This is a genomic window from Wolbachia endosymbiont (group A) of Pogonocherus hispidulus (assembly GCF_964028195.1).
In the GTDB taxonomy this organism is placed as follows: domain Bacteria; phylum Pseudomonadota; class Alphaproteobacteria; order Rickettsiales; family Anaplasmataceae; genus Wolbachia.
In genome coordinates, this window is the sequence record NZ_OZ034750.1 from 403,352 (window position 1) to 430,049 (window position 26,698).

A 26,698-nucleotide genomic window follows, 5' to 3' on the forward strand; every position below is an offset into this window, starting at 1 on the left:
AAAATTCCTTATAAAAAAACTACTTTAATTTTTCTTCTTTAAATAATACGTGCCTTCTGACTACTGGGTCATACTTCCTAAACTCCAGTTTTCTGGTGAGCTTTTTTGGATTACGCTTTTTTACATAAAAATAGCCAGTTGATTTTTCTTCACCAATTTTTGTTATCTTGATTGCAGTGCTGACTAACTTAACGAGCAAAGAAGCATTTTTTTTCGCCATACTTATAATGATATAATAAATTCTATGCGAGTTTATTACGCAAAACACTAAAAGTCAACCGAATAATGCAGATCGTAAAATTCTTGACAATCAACAGTGCATTAAGTAGCATGAAGTTAACTTCAGAATGAAAAGCAAACGGTAAATAAGTGGCAAATAGTGGCAAAAGGTTATTATTGATAGAAAATTCTGCCTGTTCTAATGAGGTAAGAGTTGCCTTATCAGTTAATAATAAGGTTGTAGAATTTGAACAAGAATTCAAGGAAAAAAAACAATTAAGAGGTAATATATACGTTGCTTATGTAAAGCGTATAGAGCCTTCTTTGCAAGCCGTATTTATTGAATATGGAAAAAACAAGCAAGGTTTTTTATCTTTTTCCGAGATATCTCTAGATTACTTCAATATTCCAGAAAAAGAAAAGGAAACTATCTTTGAGGGCTACTCAAATGACGATTGTACAGAAGAAGTCCCAGCAAGTGTCTCTTTAGATTCTGCAGCTAGTAAGAATGTTAACGAGTCAGGTAGTGGTTTTGTAAGAGAGGTACCTTTATATAAAAAATACAAATTACAAGATGTTATTTCAGTAAATCAAAAAGTATTGGTTCAGCTAACTAAAGAGGAACGAGGAAATAAAGGAGCTTCATTTACAACATACATAACTTTAGTGGGTAGATACTGTGTTTTCATGCCAAATTCCATGAGTAAAGGTGGAGTGTCTCGCAGAATTGAAGATGTTAATGTCAGAAAGCAGTTAAAGGAGATACTGAGTTCAATAAGCTTGCCAAAAAGATCAGGTTTAATAATAAGAACTGTTGGTTCAGGAAAAAATAAGAAAGAAATTGAGCAGGATTACAATTACTTATCCTCATTATGGCAGAGCATTCAAAAAAATGCCTTCTCTGTAAATGCTCCATCATTAATTTACAACGAAGCAGATGTAATTATGAGATCTGTTCGTGATTTTTGTAGCGATGGTATAGAAGTTATAGTGTCTGGAAAGGAAGCTTTTGAAGCAGTTAGGCAATATGCTAACAATGCACTAAAAGGTAGTAAGTTGCGCTATAGATTGTATAGAGGTTGTGTTCCTATCTTTACCTACTACGGAATTGAAGACCAAATTTCTGAGTTATATAGCAATAGAGTAGAATTGCCATCTGGTGGGTCTTTGGTAATAACTTTAACTGAGGCGTTTGTTTCAATAGACGTAAATTCAGGAAAGATGACAGGAGAAGATAGTATAGAAGAAACAGCTTATAGAACCAACATGGAAGCAGTACCTGAAATATCAAGACAGGTGAATCTTAGAGGCCTATCAGGATTAATAGTAGTCGATTTTATTGATATGTTGAAATATCAGTATTGCAGAGCTGTTGAGTCTGCTATAAGGCAAGCGTTTAAAGATGATAAAGCTAAGGTTCAATTTAGCTACATAAATGACTTTGGTTTAATGGTATTTTCAAGACAAAGAATTAAACCAAACATACAAGAAATTAATACTACAGAGTGTTTACACTGCAAGGGTATTGGAAGAGTAAAATCAAACGAAGTAATTGTTGCATCGATACTCAGGGATTTACAACACATTGCTAATAAGAACCGAAATAAGTCTTTTGATTTAGTAGCACACAGTGCGGTTATAGCGCATATTTTTAATAATAAACGGAATACAGTTTCTACAATCGAAAAAGAGTTTAATATTACATTGAACATTAGTATTGATAACAGTTTAGATGTAAATACATTTGTTTTAAAACAAGGAGATGATGTTAATTCAAACGGTTATAAGCCATTACAGAACTCTGGATACCAAATTGGGGATAGCAGCAATGAAGAAGTTGATAATTCAAATAAACTACGAGGCAATTTTTGGTTGACTAAGTGGCTTTCGCGCCTTTTAAGTTCTAATAACTAACTAGAAACCTAAATTGGGCTTGTAATTAATGAGTCCTATACTTATATATTCTTATATCAGATAATATTTACAATGGGGTACTCATTATGGGAAGAGCAATAGGTATAGATCTCGGGACAACAAATTCTTGTGTTGCAATAATGCAGGGCAAGGATACAAAGGTAATAGAAAATAAAGAAGGGGCAAGAACTACTCCGTCTATAGTCGCATTCACTTCGTCAGGAGAAAGGTTGATTGGCGCTCCAGCAAAAAGGCAAGCAACCACCAATGCAAGTAATACCTTTTTTGCTACTAAGAGATTAATAGGCCGTCAATACGGTGATTCTGAAATGAAAAATCTAAACGTGCCGTATAAAGTGTTCGCAGCAAAAAATGGTGACGCATGGGTTAAAACCACTGATAATAAAGAATACTCTCCTAGTCAAATTGGTGCATTTATACTACAAAACATGAAAGAAGCAGCAGAAGCTTATCTTGGAGAGGAAGTAAAAGATGCTGTGATAACAGTGCCAGCATACTTCAACGACTCTCAACGTCAAGCAACAAAAGATGCAGGAAAAATTGCCGGATTAAATGTACTCAGAATAGTAAACGAACCGACTGCTGCAGCGCTTGCTTATGGTCTTGATAAAAAACATGGACACACAATAGTGGTGTATGATCTTGGTGGTGGTACATTTGATGTCTCAATACTTGAAATAGGTGAAGGGGTTTTTGAAGTAAAGGCTACAAATGGTTACACTCATCTTGGAGGTGAAGACTTTGATAACGCAATAGTGAGTTATTTACTAGATGAATTCAAGAAAAGTAATGGCATTGATTTGAAAAATGATCCAATGGCTATGCAAAGAATCAAAGAAGCTGCTGAAAAAGCGAAAATTGAATTATCAAGTGCAATGGAAACGGAAGTAAATCTACCGTTTATTACAGCTGATGCAAGTGGTCCAAAACACTTAAATATGAAATTAACGAGAGCAAAACTTGAAAGCTTAGTGAATGATTTAATCGAAAGAACTATGGCTCCTTGTAAAAAAGCTCTTGAGGATGCTGGTTTGTCTGCTAGTCAAATTGGCGAAGTGGTTCTCGTTGGTGGCATGACTCGTATGCCAAAAGTCATAGAGAAAGTTAAAGAATTCTTTGGCAAAGATCCACATAGAGGAGTTAACCCTGATGAAGTTGTAGCAATTGGAGCTGCAATACAGGCGGGGATCATTCAAGGTGATGTAAGAGATGTGTTATTACTTGATGTGACTCCACTTTCTCTTGGTATTGAAACTCTAGGAGGAGTATTTACTCCACTTATTGAACGTAATACTACTATTCCCACTAAAAAATCTCAGGTGTTTTCAACTGCAGAAGATAACCAAACAGCTGTTACAATTAAGGTGCATCAGGGTGAAAGAAAATTGGCAGTTGATAATAAACTACTTGGCCAGTTTAGTTTGGAGGGGATACCTCCTGCTCCACGCGGAAGGCCACAAATTGAAGTGACATTTGATATAGATGCAAACGGCATAGCGCACGTTTCTGCAAAAGATAAAGCTACTGGAAAAGAGCAAAAAATACGCATTCAATCTTCAGGTGGTTTATCTGATGATGAAATAAATCGCATGGTGAAAGAAGCTGAAGAAAAAGCACAAGAAGATGAGAAGCGCAAAAAGTTTATTGAAGTGAAAAACCAAGCAGATAGCTTAGTTCATTCTACGGAAAAGTCTCTGAAAGAGTATGGTGATAAAGTCTCACCTGAAGACAAATCTGCTATTGAAAGTGCACTGAATGAACTGAAAGAGGCTAGTAAATCTGATAACGTTGATGACGCTGATTCAATACAGCAGAAAGTCACTAATCTTTCTCAATTATCTATGAAACTTGGAGAAGCTATGTATCAAGCATCTCAGCAGCAACAAAGTGATAGTTCTGCTGATTCATCCACAACAAATGAGGGAGAAAAAGTAGTAGATTCTGATTATCAAGACATAGATAATAAGGAAGAGAATAAGTAATTGTGTATTGTTATATCACTTTTCCTGTCATCCGAGTAGCTGACACTGGGATGACAGGAGGAGCATATTGTTGCTTAAAGAAACCATTATGGACATTATTAAGGCAATAGAAGAAAAGATACACGATTCGATAGATGTAATTGATATCAACATTATCGATGAATCAACAAAGCATGCTGATCATTATTTTGCTTCATCTTCAACATTACCTTCGCACATTAAATTAATATTAATATCTGACGGCTTTATTGAAATGAGCATTCTAAAAAGACACAAGTTGATTTATGAGTTATTGAAGGATGAGATAGAGCTAATACATGCAATTTCTCTTCACTTGTATACGCAAAATGAGTACAATTTAAAAAATAAATAATAAAAATGTGAAGGAAGAGTCTTTATTAGTTAAAGCAGGAAGAAAATTTAAGGACTATAAAGGTTCTATGAACCCGCCAGTTTACCATTCTTCTACCATATTATTTCCTACTTACAAGGACTACTTAAATGCAGCAAATGGAGAAAGTATATACGATGTAATCAACGATGGTGTTGCAAGGGATTATAGCTACAGTAATGTTGGTACTCCTACTGTTCATTATCTTTCAAATGCACTGGCTGAAATTGAGGGGAGTGGACAAGCGCTTATTTATCCTTCCGGACTATTTGCACTTACTTTTGCTATTCTAACTTTCGCTAAAGCAGGCTCGCACGTTTTAATTCAAGATAATAGTTATTATAGACTTAGGAGGTTTGCAGAAAATGAGCTACCAAAAAGAGGAACAGAAGTAACTTTTTATGATCCAACACAGGATATAACTGATTTAATTCAGAGTAATACTTCATTGATAATGATCGAGACTCCTGGTTCTGTGGCGTTTGAGATTTCGAATGTAGAGCATATAGTAAAAGTTGCTAAAGAACGTGGAATCGTAACCGTTTGCGACAATTCATGGGCCACTCCTTTGTTATTTAAGCCGCTTGATTATGGAATTGATGTTGCACTATATGCGGTGACAAAGTATCTAGCCGGTCACTCAGACTTATTGATGGGGGCTATTATTGCTGAAGGTGAAATTTTTAAATTGCTTTATGAGAGCTATAAAAATTATGGAGTAACCATTCAATCGCACGACTGCTACCTTGCACATAGGGGACTAAGAACACTGCACACACGTATGAAAAGGCACCAAAATACAGCAATGGAAGTGGCAAAGTGGCTAGAAAAACATTCAAAAATCAAAAAAGTTTTATATCCAGCACTTCCCTCCCATCCTCAACACGAATTATGGAAAAGTTACTTCAAAGGAGCAAGCAGCATATTCAGTATAGCACTGGATAGAGAATATTCATGTGAAGAACTAAGCTGCATGGTTGATCATATGAAAATTTTTAGTATTGGTGCTTCTTGGGGAGGGTGCGACAGTTTGATATTACCAATAGATCGTAGATCTATGTCAAGATCTGTAATGAATTCAGATTATGGTGGAAGTTTTATACGGATATTTTGTGGACTGGAAGATCCTGAAGATTTAATCTTTGACCTTAATGACGCACTAAAAAGGTTGCCATGTTTGAATATCAAAGCTGGCAGAGTAAAGCATGAAACTGAGAGAATTACTGCATAACATTATTGATGTTAACTTTGATATTGAGATCAAGGGCGTTACATGTAATCCCAAGAGAGTCAAGGGAGGTTATCTTTTCGTTTGTGTGTCAGAAAGGGATAGGATTTACATAGATCAGATATTATCTTGTGGAGCTAAAGCGATAATTGCAAGTGATTGCATAACAAGTGGTGTCATTCCAGTGCGTGACACTGGAATCCATATTTTCCACCCAAATCCTCAAGAAATATACAGCGAAATAGTCAGCAGGTTTTATCAATTCAAACAGCCCAAATATGTTGCTGCTGTAACGGGTACGAATGGTAAAACTTCAGTAGTAGAATTTTGCCGCCAGATTTGGCAAAACGCTGGCTATAATGCAGCATCTATTGGAACACTTGGAACATGCATCAATAATGGCAGAGAAGATAATAGCGATAATCTTACCACTCCAGGTGCAGATGACCTTTACGCAACATTACGTGGTATAAATGTAGAGCACTTAGCATTGGAGGCTTCAAGTCATGGAATTGATCAATACAGAATCCATGGATTAAAGTTGAGTGCTGCAGCTTTTACTAATTTCTCGCAAGATCATTTAGATTACCATAAAAATCTTAGTGAATATTTAGAAACTAAAAAAAGGTTATTTTACGAGGTATTACCAGAAGGAAAAACAGCGATTTTAAATGCGGATATAGATGAATACTGTGCATTGCTTAAAATAGCTGAAAAACGCAGCAACAAAATTATCATCTATGGCAAAAAAGGCTCTGATATTACTTTATTAGAGCAAACACCAACCCCAAATGGTCAACATCTTACAGTAAAAATTGATAACCAAATTTACAATACATTTTTCCCAGTTTTAGGAAAATTTCAAGCATATAATCTGTTGTGTGCAATGGGTATAGTTACCTCGTCTGGACTGAATTACAGAGAAATATGCGTAGAAAAACTCGTTTCTCCACCAGGAAGAATGGAAAAAGTGAAACCTTTTGCATTTGTGGATTACGCTCATACTCCAAGTGCGCTTAAACAAGCCCTATTGTCTTTAAAATGGCACTTCAATAAAAAAATAATTCTAGTTTTTGGTTGTGGTGGAAATCGTGATCAAACAAAACGTGCAGAAATGGGTAAAATAGCACAAATGTGTGCGGACAAAGTGATAATCACAGATGACAATCCGCGTGATGAGAATCTGGCAAAAATTCGCCACGATATTTTGCTACATTGCCCTGATGCACTGGAGATAGGAGGTAGGAGAGAAGCTATAGAGAAAGGCGTAGATATTGCCTATAACGAGGGTATGATTCTGCTAGTTGCAGGAAAGGGGCATGAGAAATTTCAAATTATAGGGAATCAAATTTTTGAATTTAGTGATGTTGAGGTTATTAAAAATCATGCCTTAACATACTGATTTTCGCAATGGGCTTACCTCCGCTAATGTGCGAATATTGAAGCAAAAGTGATGTCATCCCAGTGCTTGACACTGGGATCCAGGAAAAAAAGAGCATAGATCCAGTGGATGGCAGGAATTGGTGTCATGAAAGTAGCTGATGCTGGAATTTAGCTTTTTATGCAGCCTTATCAATTTAGTATAAGATCAGCTATTTTTCATACTCAACAAATCAGTTTACAAGCAAACTTTCCTGGATCCCAGTGTCAAGCACTGGGATGACACCCTCCTTGGCAAACAATGTTCGTACAGCTATGTGCGTGACGCTGGCGCTGGAATCTAGAAAAAAATAGATCCAAGTAGTCAAGCTACTTGGATGACACTGACTGCTAATTTTTTATGCAAGAGGTCCAATCATTCACCGTTCTTGCAAGCGATAGCACTCTCACTTCTTTTGCACCGGAGTTTAAAATTTCTTGAGAGCAAGATCTTACAGTTGCTCCGGTTGTTACCACATCATCAACTAATATCACGATTTTATTTTCGATAATTTTCTTGTTGCTTATGCTAAAAGCCTTCTTTAAATTTTTTTCACGCTGTTTAAGTGAAAGACCAGCTTGAGGCGCAGTATGGCGAAGACGTTTTATTGCAAATGGCGTATAGGATAAATTGGACAACTTACTCAACTCTTTTGCAAGCAATGCTGCTTGATTATATTTACGTTTAAACAAGCGCATTTTATGTAACGGTATAGGAATTATGACCTCTGCGTTCTGAAACGTATCCTGATTAGCTTGGTGTATCCACTTTGCATAGATTTTTACGTAATTCAAATTATCAAAAAATTTGAAATTTATAATCATGTTTTTACTATGTTGATCATAAGCAAAAACTGATCTTAATACTTTAAACGGTGGAGGATTGATGATGCACTTACCACACGTATGAATATTGTCTGAGATTACTGTACCACAAACATTGCAGTAATGCTTAGTTAGAAAATTGATTTTTTTATTGCATTCACTACACAGATTAAGATTCTCATCAATGATACACTCGCAACTTACGCATACGTTCGGAAATATAAGATTTGTAGCTTTTTTTAGTAAGAGAAGGTTCACAATTCATTAAATATATTATAAAATTTATATAGTATAGCTAAAGTAACTTGTGCTTACACTCTTTCACTTTTTATTTCATCTCAATGTAATTCAAACTGAGCCACTGCTGAAAAAGCAGAACTTATAACTCAGTTTGCGGTATACCATTGACTAAAGTAGTCTTTAAATTATCCTTAGATAAAAGTTGATGTTTTTCTGGCTTCTGTATTTCACTCAACTTACTTTGCACTTTGTCACAAGCCAACATGAGTGGCGTTATCATTGACGCGGCAGCCCAAATGATAGCAGCGCAAGCATAACTTACAATCTTATTAAATACTCTAGCTACTGCACTAGCACACTCTTGCCCAGCACTTAAAAATGCATTTGAATGATCAACTAATGACTTTGTACTTGCTTTTAAACAATAGTCCCCTGTTATTTTTGATAATAACTTAATTGGGAAGTATGACAAATATGCTAATATCAAACATAAAGGTTGCAATATTATACTAGCTGCTAGAAAAGCACCCCGTTCACAAAGTGGAAACACTTCCTCTGCTCTGTAACCTACATACTCACAATTTTTTATATATTGATCATTATAACCGTTCTTACTCTCAACTCCACAAATTACATCTTTCACAGGTCCTAACACACTATCAACATAACTTACAGATTTATAGAAACTACTTTCTGGAACTGGTGTGCAATCTTCTGCTCTCTTAGCAGGTACAACTCCATATTCAACGTACCTTCTAAAGTATCGATATACTGACATTCTTATCTCCAAATCATAAATATGTAACCTAGCCTAATATAATTAAGAAATAGTTTATGCTTGATTTAATAAATATGTTTTAAGATACCTGCCTGTAACACTTTCTGGAATTTTTGCCACTTCTTCTGGAGTTCCTGTAGCAATCACTTCTCCGCCTTTTATTCCGCCCTCTGGTCCGATGTCTATTATATAATCTGCAGTTTTTATAACGTGCAAATTGTGCTCGATAACTATAACAGTGTTTCCCAGATCGACTAATCTATGGAGTATTTTTAGTAAGTTATTTATATCTTCAAAGTGTAATCCAGTTGTTGGTTCATCAAGAATATACAATGTTCTTCCGGTAAATCGTTTTGATAGCTCTTTAGACAGCTTTATTCGTTGTGCTTCACCCCCAGACAACGTTGTTGACGACTGTCCGAGTTTTATATAGCCAAGCCCCACTTCCTGCAAAGAAACCAACTTTTCTTTTACCATTGGAAGGTTTTCAAAAAAATCACAAGCCTGATCTATCGTCATATCAAGCACATCAGAGATTGATTTTCCTTTATAAGTAACTTCCAATGTTTCACGATTATACCTTCGCCCTTTACACTGCTCACACTTCACATAAACGTCCGGTAGAAAATGCATCTCTATCTTTAAGTGCCCATCACCTTTACAAGCCTCACACCTTCCCCCTCTGGTATTAAATGAAAACCGGCCTATATTATATCCCCTTGCTTTTGACTCCGAAAGACCTGCAAACCAATTTCTTATATGAGTAAACATACCGACATATGTTGCTGGATTTGACGCAGGAGTTCTACCAATTGGCGACTGATCAACTTCTATAACTTTATCTATATATTCAAGGCCTTCTATTCTATCACACCGACCATACCGTGCAGACGAATGATGTATCTTATGTGCTGAATATTTATATAACGTTTCTATGACTAAACTTGATTTTCCCCCTCCTGATATTCCAGTAACACAAATAAGATTCCCTATAGGAAATTTAACGTTCACATTTTTTAAGTTATTTTCACATGCATTTATTACTTTTATGAACTGAGTTGCTTTCTTTCTTCTCCTTGGAATTAAAATTTTTTTCTCTCCACTCAAATATTGCCCTGTTATGCTCCCTGAATTTCTTTGCACCTGGTCTGGTGTTCCTTCTGCAACAACTTTTCCACCATTTACGCCAGCTCCAGGACCAATATCAATCGCATAATCAGCAGCCATTATTGTATCTTCATCATGCTCAACAACGATTACAGTGTTACCCATGTCTCTCAAGTTTTTCAGTGTAGCAATTAACCGATCATTATCGCATTGATGAAGGCCTATCGAGGGTTCATCAAGCACATACAGCACTCCTGTTAAACCAGAGCCAATTTGCGAAGCAAGTCTGATCCTCTGACTCTCACCGCCAGAGAGAGTGCTAGATTCTCGATCGAGCGTTAGGTAATTCAACCCTACATTCTTTAAAAATGCTAGCCTCTTGATTATTTCATTTAATATTTTACTTGAGATTTGCTTCTGTTGTTCTGTGAGCTTGTCTGGCAAATTTTCAAACCACTTAAGGGATTTATCGATGCTGAGCCCTGATATTTTACCTATATGTCTGCTATCAATTTTCACTGTGAGTGCTTCTTTTCTCAATCTATAGCCAGTACATTCCTTACAATGAGTAACAGAGCAGTATCGCTCAACAAGCGTTTCATCATAATCCATCTGGTTCTCCAAGATACTGATCAAACCTTGAAATTTATTAGAACCAAAGAGTATCATATCTTTTACTTCTTGATCTATGTTCTTCCACGGAACATCAAGGCTAAATTTACAATTTTCAGCCAGTGATAGAATTGCACTTTTTAGAAATCCATAACTTGTGTGCACTTGACGGAACATTGGTCCTACTGGCTTTAAAGCACCCTCAGATATTGAAAGAGTTTCATCTGGCACTATCAGCTTTACATCAACAGCCAGCTTTTTACCAAGCCCATTACACGAACCACATGCACCGTAAGGGCTGTTAAAAGAAAATAATCTTGGTTCTATTTCCTCAAGAGTGAAACCAGACTCGGGGCATGCAAAATTCTCTGAAAAAGTCAGAATTTGACCATTTTTATACTCAGAATTATGGTTGTCAGGTAGGTTTACTACTTCTACATACATTAGACCATTACCAAGTTTTAGTGCGGATTCTATACTACTTGGCAGTCGATTTCCTATATCGCCCAATATTGATATTCTATCTGCAACCACAAAAATGTCGTGTTTCTTGTTCTTATCGAGTTTAGGCAAGTCATCTACATTGTACACTTCACCATCTATTTTGAACCTTACGTAACCTTGTCTTTTAATTTCCAATATCTCTTTGAGATGTTCTCCCTTTCTACCACGCACAACAGGGGCAAGTATATATATTTTAGTTTCTAAAGGTAACGCAATTATAGTATCTACAATTTGAGATACAGTTTGCTTTGTTATCGGTAATCCAGTTGCAGGTGAATAAGGAACCCCTATTCGTGCATATACTAAGCGCAAGTAATCGTAAATTTCGGTAACAGTTCCAACTGTTGACCTTGGATTTTTTGAAATCGATTTCTGGTTGATAGATATTGCAGGGGAGAGACCTGTAATCGACTCAACATCTGGTTTATCCTGAATGTTGAGAAATTGACGCGCGTAAGCTGATAGGCTTTCAACGTACCGGCGTTGGCCTTCCGCATAAATTGTATCAAAAGCGAGGCTAGACTTGCCAGAACCACTTAGCCCAGTTATAACAACTAGCTTATTTTTCGGTATATTGACATCTACACCTTGCAGATTATGTTCCCTTGCACCCTTAACTCTTATAAAATCGTCCATATTATACTATATAACGTATTTTAGCCATTATAGCCTTAAAATACATGAATTTACAGTGATATGTTGATTTTCTATTGATTTTTTCAACTGTTACGGAAAATTAGGCAGCGTTTGATAAATCGTCATTCCGCTACTTGTTAGCGGCTGAGATACCGCGGCGGTATGACGGTTAAGTAGGCCAGTGCCCCTATGATGTCATCCCAGTGCCCAGACACTGGGATCCAGGATTTTGATTAGCACTAAGTTGGTGAGCATATAAAGTGTTATGTTAAAATATAACGTTTTTACGGAAAGTCTAGATCCCAGTGTCAAGCACTGGGATGACACCATTCTTTTTTCTGGATTCCAGTGTCTGGGCACTGGAATGACACCCCCCTGATAGGCTCAAATCATAATGTTTGTACAGTTGTGGGTTTAGGCTACCTATAAATTCTAAACTGTTGTTACGTATTAGGACCACCAAATACATCTCCAGGACCCAAAGTCAGGTTAGCTATATCAGAAAACAGGTTATGTGGAAATCTTAAAATACTTTTTGTTTGCCAAGCAAAATAAATACATTCCTACAAACAAGCAGATGCTCAATACTGACGCATAAGAAAACTTAAAAATTAAATCTCTAATATATATTGATAAGCATTTACCTGCAGAAAATTTGTATAGTAATCCAACACATACAACAGCACTATCAACCACTGATGCTATAATTAAAGTAATGAAATTTGCCGTATAAAAATTCAACTTGGACTTCAATTTTTCAAAAATAATTATGCTTGAGAGAAGAGAGACTAAAATTGCAGTATATGAAATCAATATCATCAAATTAAAAATTTGCCATTTAAAAACATAACATAGCGCTGTACACACTATTAAGCTGTACGTAGCTTTGCTTTTGCCATAAAATTCAACCATTGAATTTATAACTAAAGCAGCTCCCACAAATAAGGCAGCACATATCATCAATTTATTTGAAGTGTTGAGTAAAGAAAGACTGATAAACAGGAGTATCGATAAAATAGACATAATTACCTACCCAAATTTAATGACATACATTTATTTTAAGTAAATATTGCACATAGTGAAAGAGTTATTTAACCTAATGGAAAACAAAAAACATTTTAAACTGACATGCTATAGCTACCCAAGAAAGGTTTTCCTACGTCATACCGCCGCGGCCGCTAACAAGCAGCGGGATGACGAGTTTGTCGTTTATCAAATCGTCTGTAAACCTAAGTTACTTTAGCTATATAATAACTATTTCCCAAATCTTTCAGATTTACTTTTAAAACATCCTTTATGTTTAGCACCTTTTTCTCTGTTACTTTGCCAATATATGAATAAGCTACGCCTTTAAGCAATTCTTTGAACCTCTGCTGATTTTGTGGTGCAATAGTAACCAAAATTCTACTTTGCGATTCAGAAAACATTATTATCTTGTTTATTATGTCTGTATTTTGTGTTTTTCCTATTGGTACTAGTGAAAGATCGATTTCAGCACCAAGGTCTCCTGCAATTAGCGATTTTGCCAGAGCAATAATTAATCCGCCCAAGTTTGGTGCGATTGCAGAGGCAATTATGCCATCTTTTATTGCCTGGTTGTAACGCTCATACAACTTCCTAGCGCTCTTTGCATCAACTTTTGGTACGTTGTTATTATCTATTCCACTGTATAATTGATATTCAGATCTACCAAGTTCATCGAATGTTTCTCCAAGTATATATATTAAGTCCCCTGGCATTTTTACATCAAGCGATACCGCATTTTCAATATTTTCTATAATTCCAATTGCTGAGATGAGTAATGAAGGAGGTGCAGATATCATCACTTTCTCGCCATTTTCGTCATATCCCTTAAAGTCGTTAAACATACTATCTTTTCCGGATATGAATGGTGTTTTAAATGCAGTTGCAAAGTCGTAACAAGCCTCTGCAGCTCTCTTTAGTTGCCACAACCTTTCTGGATTATAAGCATCACACCAGCAAAAATTGTCGAGCAACGCTAGATGATTTATATTTCCTCCTGCAGCTACGTAGTTGCGTATTGCAGTGTCAATCGCACATGCTGCCATGTGATAAGTGTCAATTTCTCCATAACTTGAGCCAAATCCTTGCGATTTTACAACACCTTTATTTAAAGAAAGGATTGGCCTCGAGACAACAGCTTCACTGCACACTCTTCCCTTGCCCTGCAATGGTTTTAGCACTGACGACCCTTGAACTTCATGGTCGTATTGCACCACTATGAACTCTTTGCTGCAAATGTTTGGTCTGCTCAGCATTTCTTTTAGCTCGACTTCTAAAAAAGACGGATTTCCAGCGCGTGACGCTGGCTGGTCAGCTACTTGGATGAAAGGGGAGGGGGCTTTAGACCATGGCTTTGTCTGTAAATGCACTTTGGGATTACCGTCATGCAGAAATTCAGTTTCGATGTCCATTATTACTTTCCCTTTAGGACATTTAACAACAGCTTTACCACTTGCGTTAAACTCTCCAATCACACAAACCTCCACATCATGTTTTTTCATGATTTGCTTAAACATAGGAAGATTTTCTTCTGGCACTGCTAAGGTCATTCTCTCTTGTGATTCTGATATCCATATTTCCCACGGAGCCATACCATCGTTTTTAAGGAGAACCTTGCTCAAATCAACTTCAAATCCGTCTTTTCCCATTTCACCAATAGATGATGATAGACCGCCTGCTCCATTATCCGTTATTGCATTATAAAGACCAAGATCTCTTGCTTCCAGGGCGGCATTGGATAGTTTTTTTTGTGTTATAGGGTCACCAATTTGCACAATTGTTGAAGGGCTGTTTCCCGACAAAGCCTCTGAGGAAAACGTTGCACCGTGAATTCCGTCCCTTCCAACTCTTCCACCAATAATTACGATTTTATCGCCGTTTTTAGGCCCTTTGATGTGTGAAGGTACATTATTTATACTGCGTGGAATAATTCCGACACTTCCAACAAAGACTAACGGCTTGCCACAAAATCTATCGTCAAAATATACCGATCCAAGTTGTGTTGGAATACCGCAGCAGTTGCCAGCAACATTAACGCCATGAATCACTTCTTTCATTATATATTTTGGCGGTAAAATCTCATCAATACGCTCCTTGTCCCTATAAAATTTGCCTTTTGCTTCTTTGGCAAAGCAAAAGTAATAGGTATTCATTATAGGCTCCGCGCCTTTCCCGAAACCCACTATATCACGATTAACTCCAAGCACTCCGGTCATTGCTCCACCAAATGGATCAAGAGCTGAAGGGCTATTGTGAGTTTCAACTTTATCTACAATCAAGTAATCGTCATCAAAAATTATTCCTCCTGCGTTGTCGGAGAAAACTGACACGCATATGTCAGAATTTATCTCACGCGTTGCACGCTTAATATAATGAGCATATAGACCGTCTTTTATTTCATCAATGGGAGAGGAGAAAATGTTGTGCTTGCAATGTTCAGACCAAGTCTGTGCTAGGGACTCAAGTTCAATATCATATGGATTTCTACTGAGTTTTTTGAAGTAATCCTTTATAGCTTTCATTGCTGCCAGCGAGAGCCCTAAAGTGCCATTACCATCGATTCCATCTTTGCTGATTTTCTCAAGTTCTTGGTCACTTACATTTAAATCAACAGATTTAGCGTCCTTTTTCACGGACTGATACTGAGTAAACTTCTTATATTTACCATAATATTTCCAGCTATAGTTCTTACAGATAAGTGTGCAATACTCAGTGATAGGGTTAAATTCTTGTTTTATATCATCTTCGGTTGCTTGCCCTAGAATCAATTTTGAACTTCTTGCTTTGATATAAACATCTTCGTTAATGTGGCCTTTGCTTATTAAATACTCTCTAACAATTTGTTTTGCTGTGTTGCCCACATTGTCAGTTATGCCAGGTAAAAAGCTTATCTCCAAGCCCCACTCAGCTTGTGGTTCTATGAAGTCATATTGAACTTCTTCAAGGTTTTCATTGTAGAAATAATAACGGCAATCTTGTATGATCTTATTATAAAATAGCCCACAAATTTCTTCATATAATTTTGGTGGTAATTCTTTGTGTATATAAATCGAGTAAACGTTAACTACTCGCCTGTGGCCAACTTGCTCACATTTATTTAAAACTTCTATTCTGATGTTTGTCATGTAATGTTATGAAAGATTTTAACATATAATAGCATAAGAAACTGCGAGCACATTTATATTTTAAATAATTTCTATACAATAAAGTATTGTATTAATTGTTACTGTTAGTGGGAAGAGTTTTTACCGTTAATGTGGATGAATCCCTTTTTGATGTGCTGGTTCAGCATATATTTTCTGAATATGAAAGAGAAAAAATTCCTGAAATAAAGATCATACTTCCTTGCAAAAGGGATGTAATAGCGCTGCTGAGTGCGTTCAAGAATTATAACGCTAAAAAATGCATAATTTTGCCAGAGATAGTTTCGCTAGAGAACATCGATGAGGAGGATTTAATATTAAATCTTGATAGAGTTAAAGTTATCAATCCAACAAAGAGGACGCTGCTACTCATTCAATTCATATTGGAGTGGAATAGAAAAAATAATGATAATTTCCCCATTGATTTAGCTTATAGCCTGCCATCATTGCTTGATAAAATTCAATCTACCCAAACAACGGATTGTTATCAATTCGATGAACATTCAAAAAAAATAGAGAATTTCATAAGTTTACTCATTGAAACTTGGAGTAAAACTTTAAAAGATTTAGAAGTGGTTGATATATTAAAACATAAGAGTGATTACATAAACAGTATGGTGCTTTCACTGCAAAAAGATCAACATATAATCTTTGTTGGAATTGGAAAGGATAAGTCGTTAATCAAAGCAATATACGGCTTACCATTTGGAAAAATAATTTTGCCTAACCTGAATTTGAAAATTAAAGAGAAAGACTGGAAATCGCTTGATAAAAAACACTATCAATATTGCCTGAAAGATCTGCTCGATTATTTAAAAGTGGATAGGAGGGATGTTAGCTGCTTGAACACTATAGAGAATGAAATAACTGACTATGTCTTTGATACAACTGCCGATCTGAGCAAAGTTGGTGGTAGATCAATTGAAAATATTGAAGTCATCACTTGTGATTCCAGAGAGGAAGAAGCACAAGTGACATCATTAATTATAGAGAATGAAGGTTATGAAAACGTTTCTTTGGTTGTCTTTGATAAATTACTTGCAGCTCGTATAGCATGTTTATCAAGGCAACACAGTGCCATACCGGAAAATTATCCTTATATAACACTCCTACTTTATAGTATCGAAGTTTTGACCTCAAATTGGAGCAGTGTGGCATTACTTTCGCTCCTTAAACATAGGCTAGTGACTTTTGGTTACACTCAAGAAGAGTACTCTCGGATTTTATCTGAATTTGAAATAGAGATATTACGCAACTTTAGTACAAATGGCCTTAAAGATATTATAGATGCTATTAATACCTATAAAAAGCTAAAACATAAAGAGGATATATTGCTTATTATCAATAGGTTAGAGGCTATACTTAATCTTTTACTTAACTCTATAAATTGCCCTATTTCTGATGTGGTGGCAACTCATTTGCAGTGTATTAATGTGCTATCTGGTATAAATTTTTCAGAGCTAAATAGTGAAATAGGTAATTTCACCTGTAATTTCTTGAATGCATGTGAGGGTATAGAAATTAAGTGCTCCTTAGAGTTATATAGCCAAATTCTGACCTTATTTTTAGAGAAAGAGTTTTTCTCTGTAGCAAGTGACTTGAATAAATTCAGCTTATATCACAACAAAGTTGTAATACTTGCTGGATTTAATGAAGCGCCAAGCTTTCAAAATCCGCTTTTGAATGCATTTACGAGAGAAAAATTTAATCTTCCTTCCGTGCAAGAAGAGCAGGGGTATTTTTTTTATACTTTACACAATTTGTTTTGTGCAAGTAAGGTTTATATTACAAGATCGCTAAGCCATAGAAAGCCAATTCTATTGCAGCGTTTGGAAATTCTGCTCAAGGAGGGGAAGCAGCCGTATCGTGATTGGCTAAGGATATTAAATACGCCTGAATGTACTGTTCCATGTACTCAGCCTATGCCAAAACCTCAAACCGAAGTTAGAAAAGAAAAAATGCAGGTGATGTCTTGCAGTGCAATAGAAAAGCTAATTCGTAATCCTTATTCATTTTACGTTGAATATATACTGGGCCTTAAACAATTAAGAGACTTGAATTTTAAGCCATCGATATTGGAATTTGGCACTATGGTACACAACATTCTTGCAAGATATTTACGCAACAAAAAATCGCCAATGAGCATTGCACGAGAAATGTTCTCAACTAGTCAATTTAATTTTTCAAATATGTGGTGGATAAGACTACAGAGGGTAATTCAATCTTTTGTCGAACTTGATGAAACTCGAAGCAACTATGTTGAGTTGGAAAAGAGCTTTTCCTGTCCTATATCTCCCGTTTCAGCGCATGACACACAACTGTACGGATGCTGTACAACCTCCACTAAGAAGGGTGTCATCCCAGTGCCCCGACACTGGGATCCAGAAAACTTCAAACAATTGTATAATGGAAACTGGATTCCAGTGTCAAGCACTGGAATGACAAAAGAAACTGCTTGGATGACAAATAGGCCACAAGAAATTTTACTGACAGCAAGATGTGATAGAGTTGAGTATCTACCAAGTGGGCAAGTAGCAATTATAGACTATAAACTTGGTTCACCACCTTCCAATGAAGAAGTGATGTCGGGGTTTTTTCCGCAATTAATTTTACAAGCTTTAGCGGTAGAACATATAACAAGAAGAGAAGTCTCAGAACTTGCTTATTGGAAACTTGATTATGATAAAATAAAAGTTATTTCTATACAAAATTATAGATACAAAATGCAAGAATTAAAAAATGATCTGCCTGGTTTTTTATCTAATTATTTAAGTAATTCCACACCTTTTATTGCCTCTCCATATTTTCTGAGATTTAACAGCTATAAACAGCTAGAAAGGGTAGGGGAGTGGTTGTAAATGGTGTCATGTAAGACTGGTTCCCATCCAAGACGGCAGTGCCCAGACACTGGAATCCAGAAAAAAGAATGGTGTCATTCCAGTGCCCCTATGATGTCATTCCAGTGCTTGACACTGGAATCCAGAAAAGTTTGCTTGCTCACAAGCAAACTGATTTGGTGAGTATAAAAGTATGGCTAACGCTGGCTCTACGTCATACCGCCGCGAACCGTCATACCGCGATTCATTCGCGGTATCTCATCCGCTAACAATGCGGGATAACGGCAGTCCTACGTCATGCCACCGCGAACCGTCATACCGTCACGGTATCTCTAGATCCCGCTAACAAGCAGCGGGATGACGGGGTATAAACCTTATCGTCATACCACCGCGAACCGTCATACCGCGATTCATTCGCGGTATCTCCAGATCCCGCTAACAAGCAGCGGGATGACGAATTACTTAACCATCATCTACACCGTCATACCGCGATTCATTCGCGGTATCTCTAGATCCCGCTAACACATAGCGGGATGACGGTTGTCAGGCTAGTACCTTCTCCTGTCATCCCAGTGCCCAGACACTGGGATCCAGGAAACTTAATTGCAAGTAATGCATTGGGTTTGGTGAGTATGGGTTTTGCGTTATAGAATGAAGCACTTTTGGTGAATTTATAAAGAAAGCTGGATCCCAGACTGGGATGACACCCTACTAGCGGAAGTTACTCTCAAATGTTTGTTCATGTTAGCTACAAACATTAAGAAATTTACCAAACGAAAAAAAAGGCAAAAGAAGCCCCGTGGTGGTTGGCTATTTACTATGTACTAAAATATCGGCGTTTTTTTATTCTAAAACGCTTGATTAAGAGCGATTTAGTTACTTTTAACTTGCAACTAACCTACACCGCAAGTGTTTAAGAAATTTACTAAGCAGGAAAAAAGGCAAAGAAACCCCGTAGTAGCTAGCATTCAAATTCTCCCTTGTCAATTTGACGTTTTTTGCTGTCTTAAACGCTTTGTAAGCGCGTTTCGGCTTATATAGGTAAAAACCCAGAAATTTTTAAAGACATGCGATGCACGTAGTGCGAAAAATTAAACATGAGACGCCAAATACCCTAAGTTTTTTGTCATTAACCTGCACAGATTGCGAAGATAAATAAATAGCTTCATTCTTATGATAAGGGGGCTGGCGGAGTTTGTCAAGGAAGTTTTTTCGTTTCTATTCCCAATGTTATATGGTTATGCAAGAAGTCTATTTACCCATTTGCTTAACTTTCTCTCTACTTTTTCTCTACTTTTTCTGAGTAAGGTCACTATTGGCATGACAAACATTCATCGTAGTCAATATCTGTTTTTTGTTGCAATATTTCACTTTTTTTGAATATGTCATGCGAGACCTTATCGGCTCTCTGCATTGATTGTGATCTGCAGTAATATAAGCTCTTCAATCCTTTTTTCCAGGCAAGCATGTGTATTTTATGCAAGTAACGTTTGTGTATGTTGGCAGGCAAGAACAGATTGACTGATTGAGACTGACAAACATACGGAGTTCTATCACTTGCATGTTCTATAATCCATCTTTGATCAAGCTCGTACGCTGTTTTAAATGTCAATTTTTCATGCTCACTAAGAAAATCTAAGTGCTGAACGGAACCCTCGTTTGTTGAAATTGAAGACCATATTTTATCATTGTCTTGATTTTTTTCTGCTAATAGTTTTTGCAAGAATTTATTTCGCACTACAAATGAGCCTGTCAGTGTCTTTTGTATGAATACGTTTGCTGCATATGGTTCTATTCCAGGAGAGGTATTGCCTGCAATAATGGAGATTGAGGCAGTTGGAGCAATAGCGAGCTTGTGTGTAAACCTTTCCATTAGATCAACTTCTTTGGCATCAGGACATGCCCCCTTTTCTTCTGCCAATTTTTTAGAAACTATATCTGCTTGCTCGCGTAAATACTTAAATATTTTTTTATTCCATTGTTGTGCTATTACTGATTCAAAAGGAACCATTTTGCTTTGTAAAAATGAATGAAAACCCATCACACCAAGACCAATACTGCGTTCTCTGGCTGCAGAATATTTTGCTCGCTGCATTTCATTCGGTGCTTTATTTATGAAATCTTCCAATACATTATCAAGAAAGCGCATTATATCTTCTATGAAGAGTTTATTGTCTTTCCATTCTTCGTAGTACTCAAGGTTTACGGATGATAGACAACACACAGCAGTGCGTGACTTATTCAGGTGATCATAACCTGTAGTTAAAGTTATTTCACTGCATAGATTTGACATCTTGATGTCTAAGTTGAGCTTTTTGTAAGATTCTGGCTTATTGTTATTTGTTACATTAAGGAAAATAATGTAAGGTTCTCCAGTTTCAACTCTTGCTGTTAATATTTTGATCCATATATCCCGCGCTTTTACAGTTGAAATAACCTTATTGTTGTGAGGGCTTATTAAATTCCATTCTTGATCATTCTCAACAGCCTGCATAAATTTATCTGTTACTATTACAGCATGATGTATATTTAACGCTTTGCGATTTGGGTCACCGCCTGTTGGCTTGCGCAAATCCAGAAACTCTTCTATCTCCGGATGAGATACAGGAAGATAGACTGCTGAACTTCCTCTCCTTAAGGATCCCTGACTAATTGCGAGCGTTAGAGCATTTTGCACCACAATAAATGGTACAATTCCTGATGTTTTACCACTACCTTTTACACTTTCACCAATTGAACGTAAATTTCCCCAATAACTACCTATGCCTCCTCCACGTGCAGCAAGCCAAACATTTTCATTCCATAAGTCAACTATTCCCTGCAAGCTGTCTTCGGTTTCATTAAGAAAGCAAGAAATAGGTAATCCTCTCTTAGTGCCACCATTGCTGAGTATTGGTGTTGAAGGCATGAACCACAAGTTGCTCATGTAATCATAAAGACGCTGCGCATGTTCTTTGTTATCAGAATAGTAATTAGCAATACGTATGAAGAGATCTTGATAACTTTCATTTTCTATTAAATACCTGTCCGATAGAACTGCTTTTCCAAAATCGGTTAATTTGCTATCCTTTGCGTAATTAATAGTAATGTTATTCATAAAATTCCTTTTATTCTTTTATTATATATAGATACTTAAAAGCCACTTTGAGCGATTTTTAAGTTAGGTTTTTCGGATTTTCTTGTTGATGCTGTAATGCAAACAAGATACCGTCAACCTGACTGCCATATATTTTACAGTAACTCATATAACTTATCTGCATATTTATTTTTTTTGCAACATGTTGAACATAACTTTCTGAGTGACGAAAATAGTCTCCTTTGTTTACAAAGTCAATACCTTCACCTTCCTTTCTTCTTATTAAACATATAATAACCCCTTTTTTGCTCGTAGATCTTTTTGCTAATTCCAATTCTTCTTGAAAGTCATGTAGATAATGTAGCACTTCAGCAAAGATAATTACATCATACTGCTGGTTTTTCTCTTGTTTAAGAAACTCTTTCATTTCCATATATATTAATTCATTGTAAACAGGCTTACCTTTTATAAAGCATCCTCTTGCGATATTTAGCATTCTACTTGAAATGTCAATTCCTGTTATGTGGCTTCCAGTACTATTTATTTTCAAGAAATGACCACATATTCCAGTCCCACAACCAAGGTCAAGTATATTGAGCTCAGAAGTGGAGTTGTTGAAGATTTTTGTAATTATCATGTGTACAAGTTCATGCCCTCTATACTGTTTAGCAATCAACCAATGCTCAACAAAATATTCACCTGTGTAATCAAAATATTGTCTTATGAGGTTTTTTGGCAATTCTGTAATAGGCGCTGAGTTTGTCATTTTTTTTATATAGTAAGATGCCTCTTCGTGATCACTATCTAATTTTAGTGTCTGTGTTAAATAATTATAAGCTTTATTAGTATTCCCTACCGCAAAATGACACCTTCCGATGTTATACCAGACTATGGGTAAATGGGGGTAAAATATGCTAATTAACCAAAATCGTAACTTTGCATCTGATATGCTACCTTTATAAAAGTGATATAAACCGATTTCAATGTTGGTATTTAACAGGTTCTTAGATTTTTTAAGAAGCACTGTCATTTCTTTATGAAGAGTATTATATTTATTCACAATGAAGTGTTTTACTTTCTTAATATTTAATACGCCAATGAGCTTAGACATACAATTTAAAGCAACGTTTTTTATAAAAGAGAGATTACTTTTCATACATTAGAAATACTCCGAATGTTCATTATCATTTTTAGGCAATTGATTTTAACACATTTTATCTTACAAAATATCTTTTTCATTAATTTTTACTGTATATATAAGTTTACCGCATATTTCTCAGATTGTACTGTTTAGGATCGCTAGTATATTGTTGTTGATAATATAAGTAAATGTTTTGTGCAAAAAGGCGTTGACATATTATTTGTTAGGTTATAATATATAAAAGATTAATTTAGTTTTTAGATGTTTGACAAGTTTTATGGTAGAGATTAATTTAATCTCAATTCAATTTTAATAATATTTAACTCTGCATATTCTGCATATAGTCGGATAAATAAATTATTAAGAGCACTTGATGGATGCCTTGGCGTTAAGAGGCGATGAAGGACGTGGCAGGCTGCGATAAGCTGTGGGGAATTGTCAACAAATTTTGATCCGCAGATTTCCGAATGGGGAAACCCAACTAGCTTAGCTAGTTATTACATACTAAGTATGTAAAGCAAACTTGGTGAACTGAAATATCTAAGTAGCCAAAGGAAAAGAAATCAACCGAGATTCTGTTAGTAGTGACGAGCGAAAGCGGAAAAGGCTAGTGATTTAAGAATAAGAATTAGAATACTCTGGAAATAGTAACCATAGAAGGTGATAGTCCTGTATAAGTAGAAAGTTTTTAAATCCTTGAGTAGAGCGGGGCACGTGAAATCCTGTTTGAATATGGGGGGACCATCCTCCAAGCCTAAATACTCCTTAACGACCGATAGTGAACAAGTACCGTGAGGGAAAGGTGAAAAGAACCCCGGGAGGGGAGTGAAATAGAATCTGAAATCAAGTGCTTACAAACAGTTGGAGCTCTATATCAATTTATTGATATTTAGAGTGACAGCGTACCTTTTGCATAATGGGTCAGCGAGTTAATCTATGAAGCAAGCTTAAGCCGTTAGGTGTAGGCGTAGCGAAAGCAGGTCTGAATAGGGCGTTTTAGTTTTATGGATTAGACCCGAAACCAAGTGATCTAGTCATGACCAGATTGAAGGTGTGGTAAAACACACTGGAGGATCGAACCAGTTAATGTTGCAACATTATTGGATGAGTTGTGATTAGGGGTGAAAGGCCAATCAAACTTGGAAATAGCTGGTTCTCCGCGAAATCTATTTAGGTAGAGCGTTGTATGTATGTTGTTGGGGGTAGAGCACTGGATAGACTAGGGGGATTCACCGTCTTACCAAATCTAACTAAACTCCGAATACCAACAATTAATTATACAGCAGGCACACTACGGGTGCTAAGTCCGTGGTGGAAAGGGAAACAACCCAGATCACTATCTAAGGTCCCAAAATTACAGCTAAGTGGGGAAGGAAGTAGAAAAACCATTACAGCTAGGAGGTTGGCTTGGAAGCAGCCATCCTTTAAAGAAAGCGTAACAGCTCACTTGTCTAAATAAGTTTTTCTGCGCCGAAAATGTACCGGGGCTAAAGCTGTATACCGAAGATGTGAGTGCTTATTGATTTCGATCAATAGGCGCGGTAGCGGAGCGTTCCGTAAGTCTGTGAAGGTGGTTTGTGAAAACTGCTGGAGATATCGGAAGTGAGAATGCTGACATAAGTAGCGTAAAAGAGTGTGAAAAACACTCTCACCAAAAATCTAAGGGTTCCTACGTTAAGTTAATCTGCGTAGGGTTAGTCGGTTCCTAAGGCGAGTCCGTAAAGGAGTAGTCGATGGCAATTAGGTTAATATTCCTAAACCTCTTAAGTGTGACGGGTTTCGTATTTGTATAGATCTTATTGGATTGATCTATGCTTAAAAGAAGCTCCAGGAAATAGCACTTATATTTATGAGGCCGTACCGCAAACCGACACTGGTGGATGAGTAGAGTATACTAAGGTGTTGAAAGAATGATGTTGAAGGAACTCGGCAAATTATACCTGTAACTTCGGAAGAAGGGTAACCTGCTTTTAGGCAACTATGAGTAGGTGGCACAAAATAGGGAGTAGCGACTGTTTACTAAAAACACAGGACTCTGCAAACACGTAAGTGGAAGTATAGGGTCTGACGCCTGCCCGGTGCTGGAAGGTTAATAGGAGGGGTGCAAGCTCTAAATTGAAGCCCCAGTAAACGGCGGCCGTAACACTGACGGTCCTAAGGTAGCGAAATTCCTTGTCGGGTAAGTTCCGACCCGCACGAATGGCGTAACGATTTCTCCACTGTCTCCAACATCACTTCAGCGAAATTGAATTCCCCGTGCAGATGCGGGGTACCCGCGGTTAGACGAAGAGACCCCGTGCACCTTTACTATAGCTTTACATTGCTATTAAAAGTGTGATGTGCAGGATAGGTGGGAGACTTTGAAATTATGGCGCTAGCTATAATGGAGTCAACCTTGAGATACCACCCTTTACACTTTTGATATCTAACTATGTTTCATTATCTGGAACTAGGACATTGTATGGTGGGTAGTTTGACTGGGGCGGTCGCCTCCTAAAAAGTAACGGAGGCGTGCGAAGGTAAGCTAGAGCTGGTCGGAAATCAGCTTGATAGTATAATGGCATAAGCTTGCCTGACTGCGAGGCTGACAAGCCAAGCAGAGACGAAAGTCGGTCATAGTGATCCGGTGATTCTGTATGGAAGGGTCATCGCTCAACGGATAAAAGGTACGCCGGGGATAACAGGCTGATGGTGTTCGAGCGTTCATAGCGACGACACCGTTTGGCACCTCGATGTCGACTCATCACATCCTGGGGCTGAAGAAGGTCCCAAGGGTTCGGCTGTTCGCCGATTAAAGTGATACGTGAGTTGGGTTTAGAACGTCGTGAGACAGTTCGGTTTCTATCTGCCGTGGGTGAAGGAAATTTGAGAAGGTCTGACTCTAGTACGAGAGGACCGAGATGGATATACCTCTGGTGTACCAGCTGTTATGCCAATAGCATCGCTGGGTGGCTATGTATAGATGGGATAATTGCTGAAAGCATATAAGCAAGAAACCCTCTTCAAAAAGATTTCCCAATTAAGGCCGTGGAAGACTACCACGTTGATAGGCTAGGTGTGGAAGCATGGTAACATGTGAAGCTAACTAGTACTAATAGCCTGATTGATTTATTTGCTTTCTATATGTGTGTATGCAGTGTTAAATATTAAGTTAAAATTGTTAAGTTAGAAATTTTTATTGACTTGGTGGCTATAGCAAAAATGAACCACCCGATCTCATCTCGAACTCGGAAGTGAAACTTTTTAGCGCTGATGGTACTTGAAAAGGGAGAGTAGGTCGCCGCCAAGTTTATAAAAATTTCTTTTTATCGCCTTTTAATAATTCTTTTATTACGAGAAGTCGCTTCTATATTCAAATCTAATAATTGTGGTCTAGGCTTATTCTTATTCTGCTCTAAGTATTGACTTTGCTCAAATGCTAATTCCCATTGTGTACGATAACTAGATTCTTTATATTCATAAAAATCTTCTTTAACATTATTTGTATTTATATTGAGATTTTTATCTTGTTCTTTTCTACTCTCTACCATTAAACACCCACACCCGTTAATTTATTTTAAAAATTTTACTTATGTTATCATAAAAAATATAGTTGTAAATAC

15 protein-coding genes and 2 rRNA genes are annotated in these 26,698 nt (G+C 36.8%); 8 read left to right on the top strand and 9 right to left on the bottom strand.

The features are described 5' to 3' along the window. Nucleotides 1-19 precede the first annotated feature (19 nt). Nucleotides 20-220, bottom strand: a complete 201-nt coding sequence (gene rpmG, locus ABWU58_RS01895; protein WP_353283445.1) for a 50S ribosomal protein L33 — start codon at nucleotides 218-220, stop codon at nucleotides 20-22. Between the two features lie 149 nt (nucleotides 221-369). On the opposite strand from rpmG, the gene ABWU58_RS01900 reads away from it, so the two are divergent. From ABWU58_RS01900 to ABWU58_RS01920, 5 genes are all read left to right on the top strand, one after another. Further along, nucleotides 370-2,133, top strand: a complete 1,764-nt coding sequence (locus ABWU58_RS01900) for a ribonuclease E/G (RefSeq protein WP_353283446.1) — start codon at nucleotides 370-372, stop codon at nucleotides 2,131-2,133. Nucleotides 2,134-2,219: 86 nt separating this feature from the next. Next, nucleotides 2,220-4,136, top strand: a complete 1,917-nt coding sequence (gene dnaK, locus ABWU58_RS01905; RefSeq protein WP_353283447.1) for a molecular chaperone DnaK — start codon at nucleotides 2,220-2,222, stop codon at nucleotides 4,134-4,136. 88 nt (nucleotides 4,137-4,224) lie between these two features. Continuing rightward, a complete protein-coding gene (locus ABWU58_RS01910; protein ID WP_353283692.1) occupies nucleotides 4,225-4,509 on the top strand; it encodes a BolA family protein in 285 nt (94 codons plus the stop codon). Between the two features lie 7 nt (nucleotides 4,510-4,516). After that, nucleotides 4,517-5,758, top strand: coding sequence for a cystathionine beta-lyase (gene metC, locus ABWU58_RS01915; RefSeq protein WP_353283448.1), 1,242 nt, complete (start codon nucleotides 4,517-4,519; stop codon nucleotides 5,756-5,758). Next, nucleotides 5,733-7,157: a Mur ligase family protein gene (locus ABWU58_RS01920; protein WP_353283449.1), complete on the top strand. Its 1,425-nt coding sequence runs from the start codon at nucleotides 5,733-5,735 to the stop codon at nucleotides 7,155-7,157. The genes metC and ABWU58_RS01920 overlap by 26 nt, the downstream gene beginning before the upstream one ends. 368 nt (nucleotides 7,158-7,525) lie before the next feature. Here ABWU58_RS01920 and ABWU58_RS01925 read toward each other — a convergent pair whose 3' ends face one another. From ABWU58_RS01925 to ABWU58_RS01945, 5 genes are all read right to left on the bottom strand, one after another. Next, nucleotides 7,526-8,257 (bottom strand): ComF family protein, encoded by a 732-nt coding sequence (locus tag ABWU58_RS01925; protein WP_353283450.1) that lies wholly within the window; start codon nucleotides 8,255-8,257, stop codon nucleotides 7,526-7,528. Between the two features lie 121 nt (nucleotides 8,258-8,378). After that, complete coding sequence (locus tag ABWU58_RS01930; RefSeq protein WP_353283451.1) at nucleotides 8,379-9,017, bottom strand: hypothetical protein; 639 nt, start codon at nucleotides 9,015-9,017, stop codon at nucleotides 8,379-8,381. A 54-nt stretch (nucleotides 9,018-9,071) separates the two neighbouring features. Further along, nucleotides 9,072-11,876, bottom strand: coding sequence for an excinuclease ABC subunit UvrA (uvrA, locus tag ABWU58_RS01935; RefSeq protein ID WP_353283452.1), 2,805 nt, complete (start codon nucleotides 11,874-11,876; stop codon nucleotides 9,072-9,074). 510 nt (nucleotides 11,877-12,386) lie between these two features. Further along, entirely contained in the window at nucleotides 12,387-12,899 is a 513-nt protein-coding gene (locus ABWU58_RS01940) for a hypothetical protein (protein WP_264338069.1), read from the bottom strand. A gap of 206 nt (nucleotides 12,900-13,105) precedes the next feature. Then, nucleotides 13,106-16,024: a phosphoribosylformylglycinamidine synthase subunit PurL gene (locus tag ABWU58_RS01945; RefSeq protein WP_353283453.1), complete on the bottom strand. Its 2,919-nt coding sequence runs from the start codon at nucleotides 16,022-16,024 to the stop codon at nucleotides 13,106-13,108. A 107-nt stretch (nucleotides 16,025-16,131) separates the two neighbouring features. Between ABWU58_RS01945 and ABWU58_RS01950 the strand changes: the two genes are divergently transcribed. Beyond that, nucleotides 16,132-18,900 carry a PD-(D/E)XK nuclease family protein gene (locus ABWU58_RS01950; RefSeq protein WP_353283693.1) on the top strand — a complete coding sequence of 923 codons (2,769 nt, stop codon included), beginning with the start codon at nucleotides 16,132-16,134 and terminating at the stop codon, nucleotides 18,898-18,900. 1,291 nt (nucleotides 18,901-20,191) lie between these two features. On the opposite strand, the gene ABWU58_RS01960 is transcribed toward ABWU58_RS01950, so the two are convergent. Together ABWU58_RS01960 and ABWU58_RS01965 are read right to left on the bottom strand one after the other, a co-directional pair. Then, complete coding sequence (locus ABWU58_RS01960; RefSeq protein ID WP_353283454.1) at nucleotides 20,192-21,976, bottom strand: ribonucleoside-diphosphate reductase subunit alpha; 1,785 nt, start codon at nucleotides 21,974-21,976, stop codon at nucleotides 20,192-20,194. A 58-nt stretch (nucleotides 21,977-22,034) separates the two neighbouring features. Further along, nucleotides 22,035-23,111 carry a methyltransferase domain-containing protein gene (locus ABWU58_RS01965; protein WP_353283455.1) on the bottom strand — a complete coding sequence of 359 codons (1,077 nt, stop codon included), beginning with the start codon at nucleotides 23,109-23,111 and terminating at the stop codon, nucleotides 22,035-22,037. Between the two features lie 335 nt (nucleotides 23,112-23,446). On the opposite strand from ABWU58_RS01965, the gene ABWU58_RS01970 reads away from it, so the two are divergent. Together ABWU58_RS01970 and rrf are read left to right on the top strand one after the other, a co-directional pair. After that, nucleotides 23,447-26,212: ribosomal RNA gene (locus tag ABWU58_RS01970) — 23S ribosomal RNA — on the top strand. Nucleotides 26,213-26,278: 66 nt separating this feature from the next. Then, nucleotides 26,279-26,385 (top strand): 5S ribosomal RNA (gene rrf / locus ABWU58_RS01975). A 16-nt stretch (nucleotides 26,386-26,401) separates the two neighbouring features. Here the strand turns inward: rrf and ABWU58_RS01980 are convergent. Continuing rightward, complete coding sequence (locus ABWU58_RS01980) at nucleotides 26,402-26,626, bottom strand: hypothetical protein (protein ID WP_064125319.1); 225 nt, start codon at nucleotides 26,624-26,626, stop codon at nucleotides 26,402-26,404. Nucleotides 26,627-26,698 lie beyond the last annotated feature (72 nt).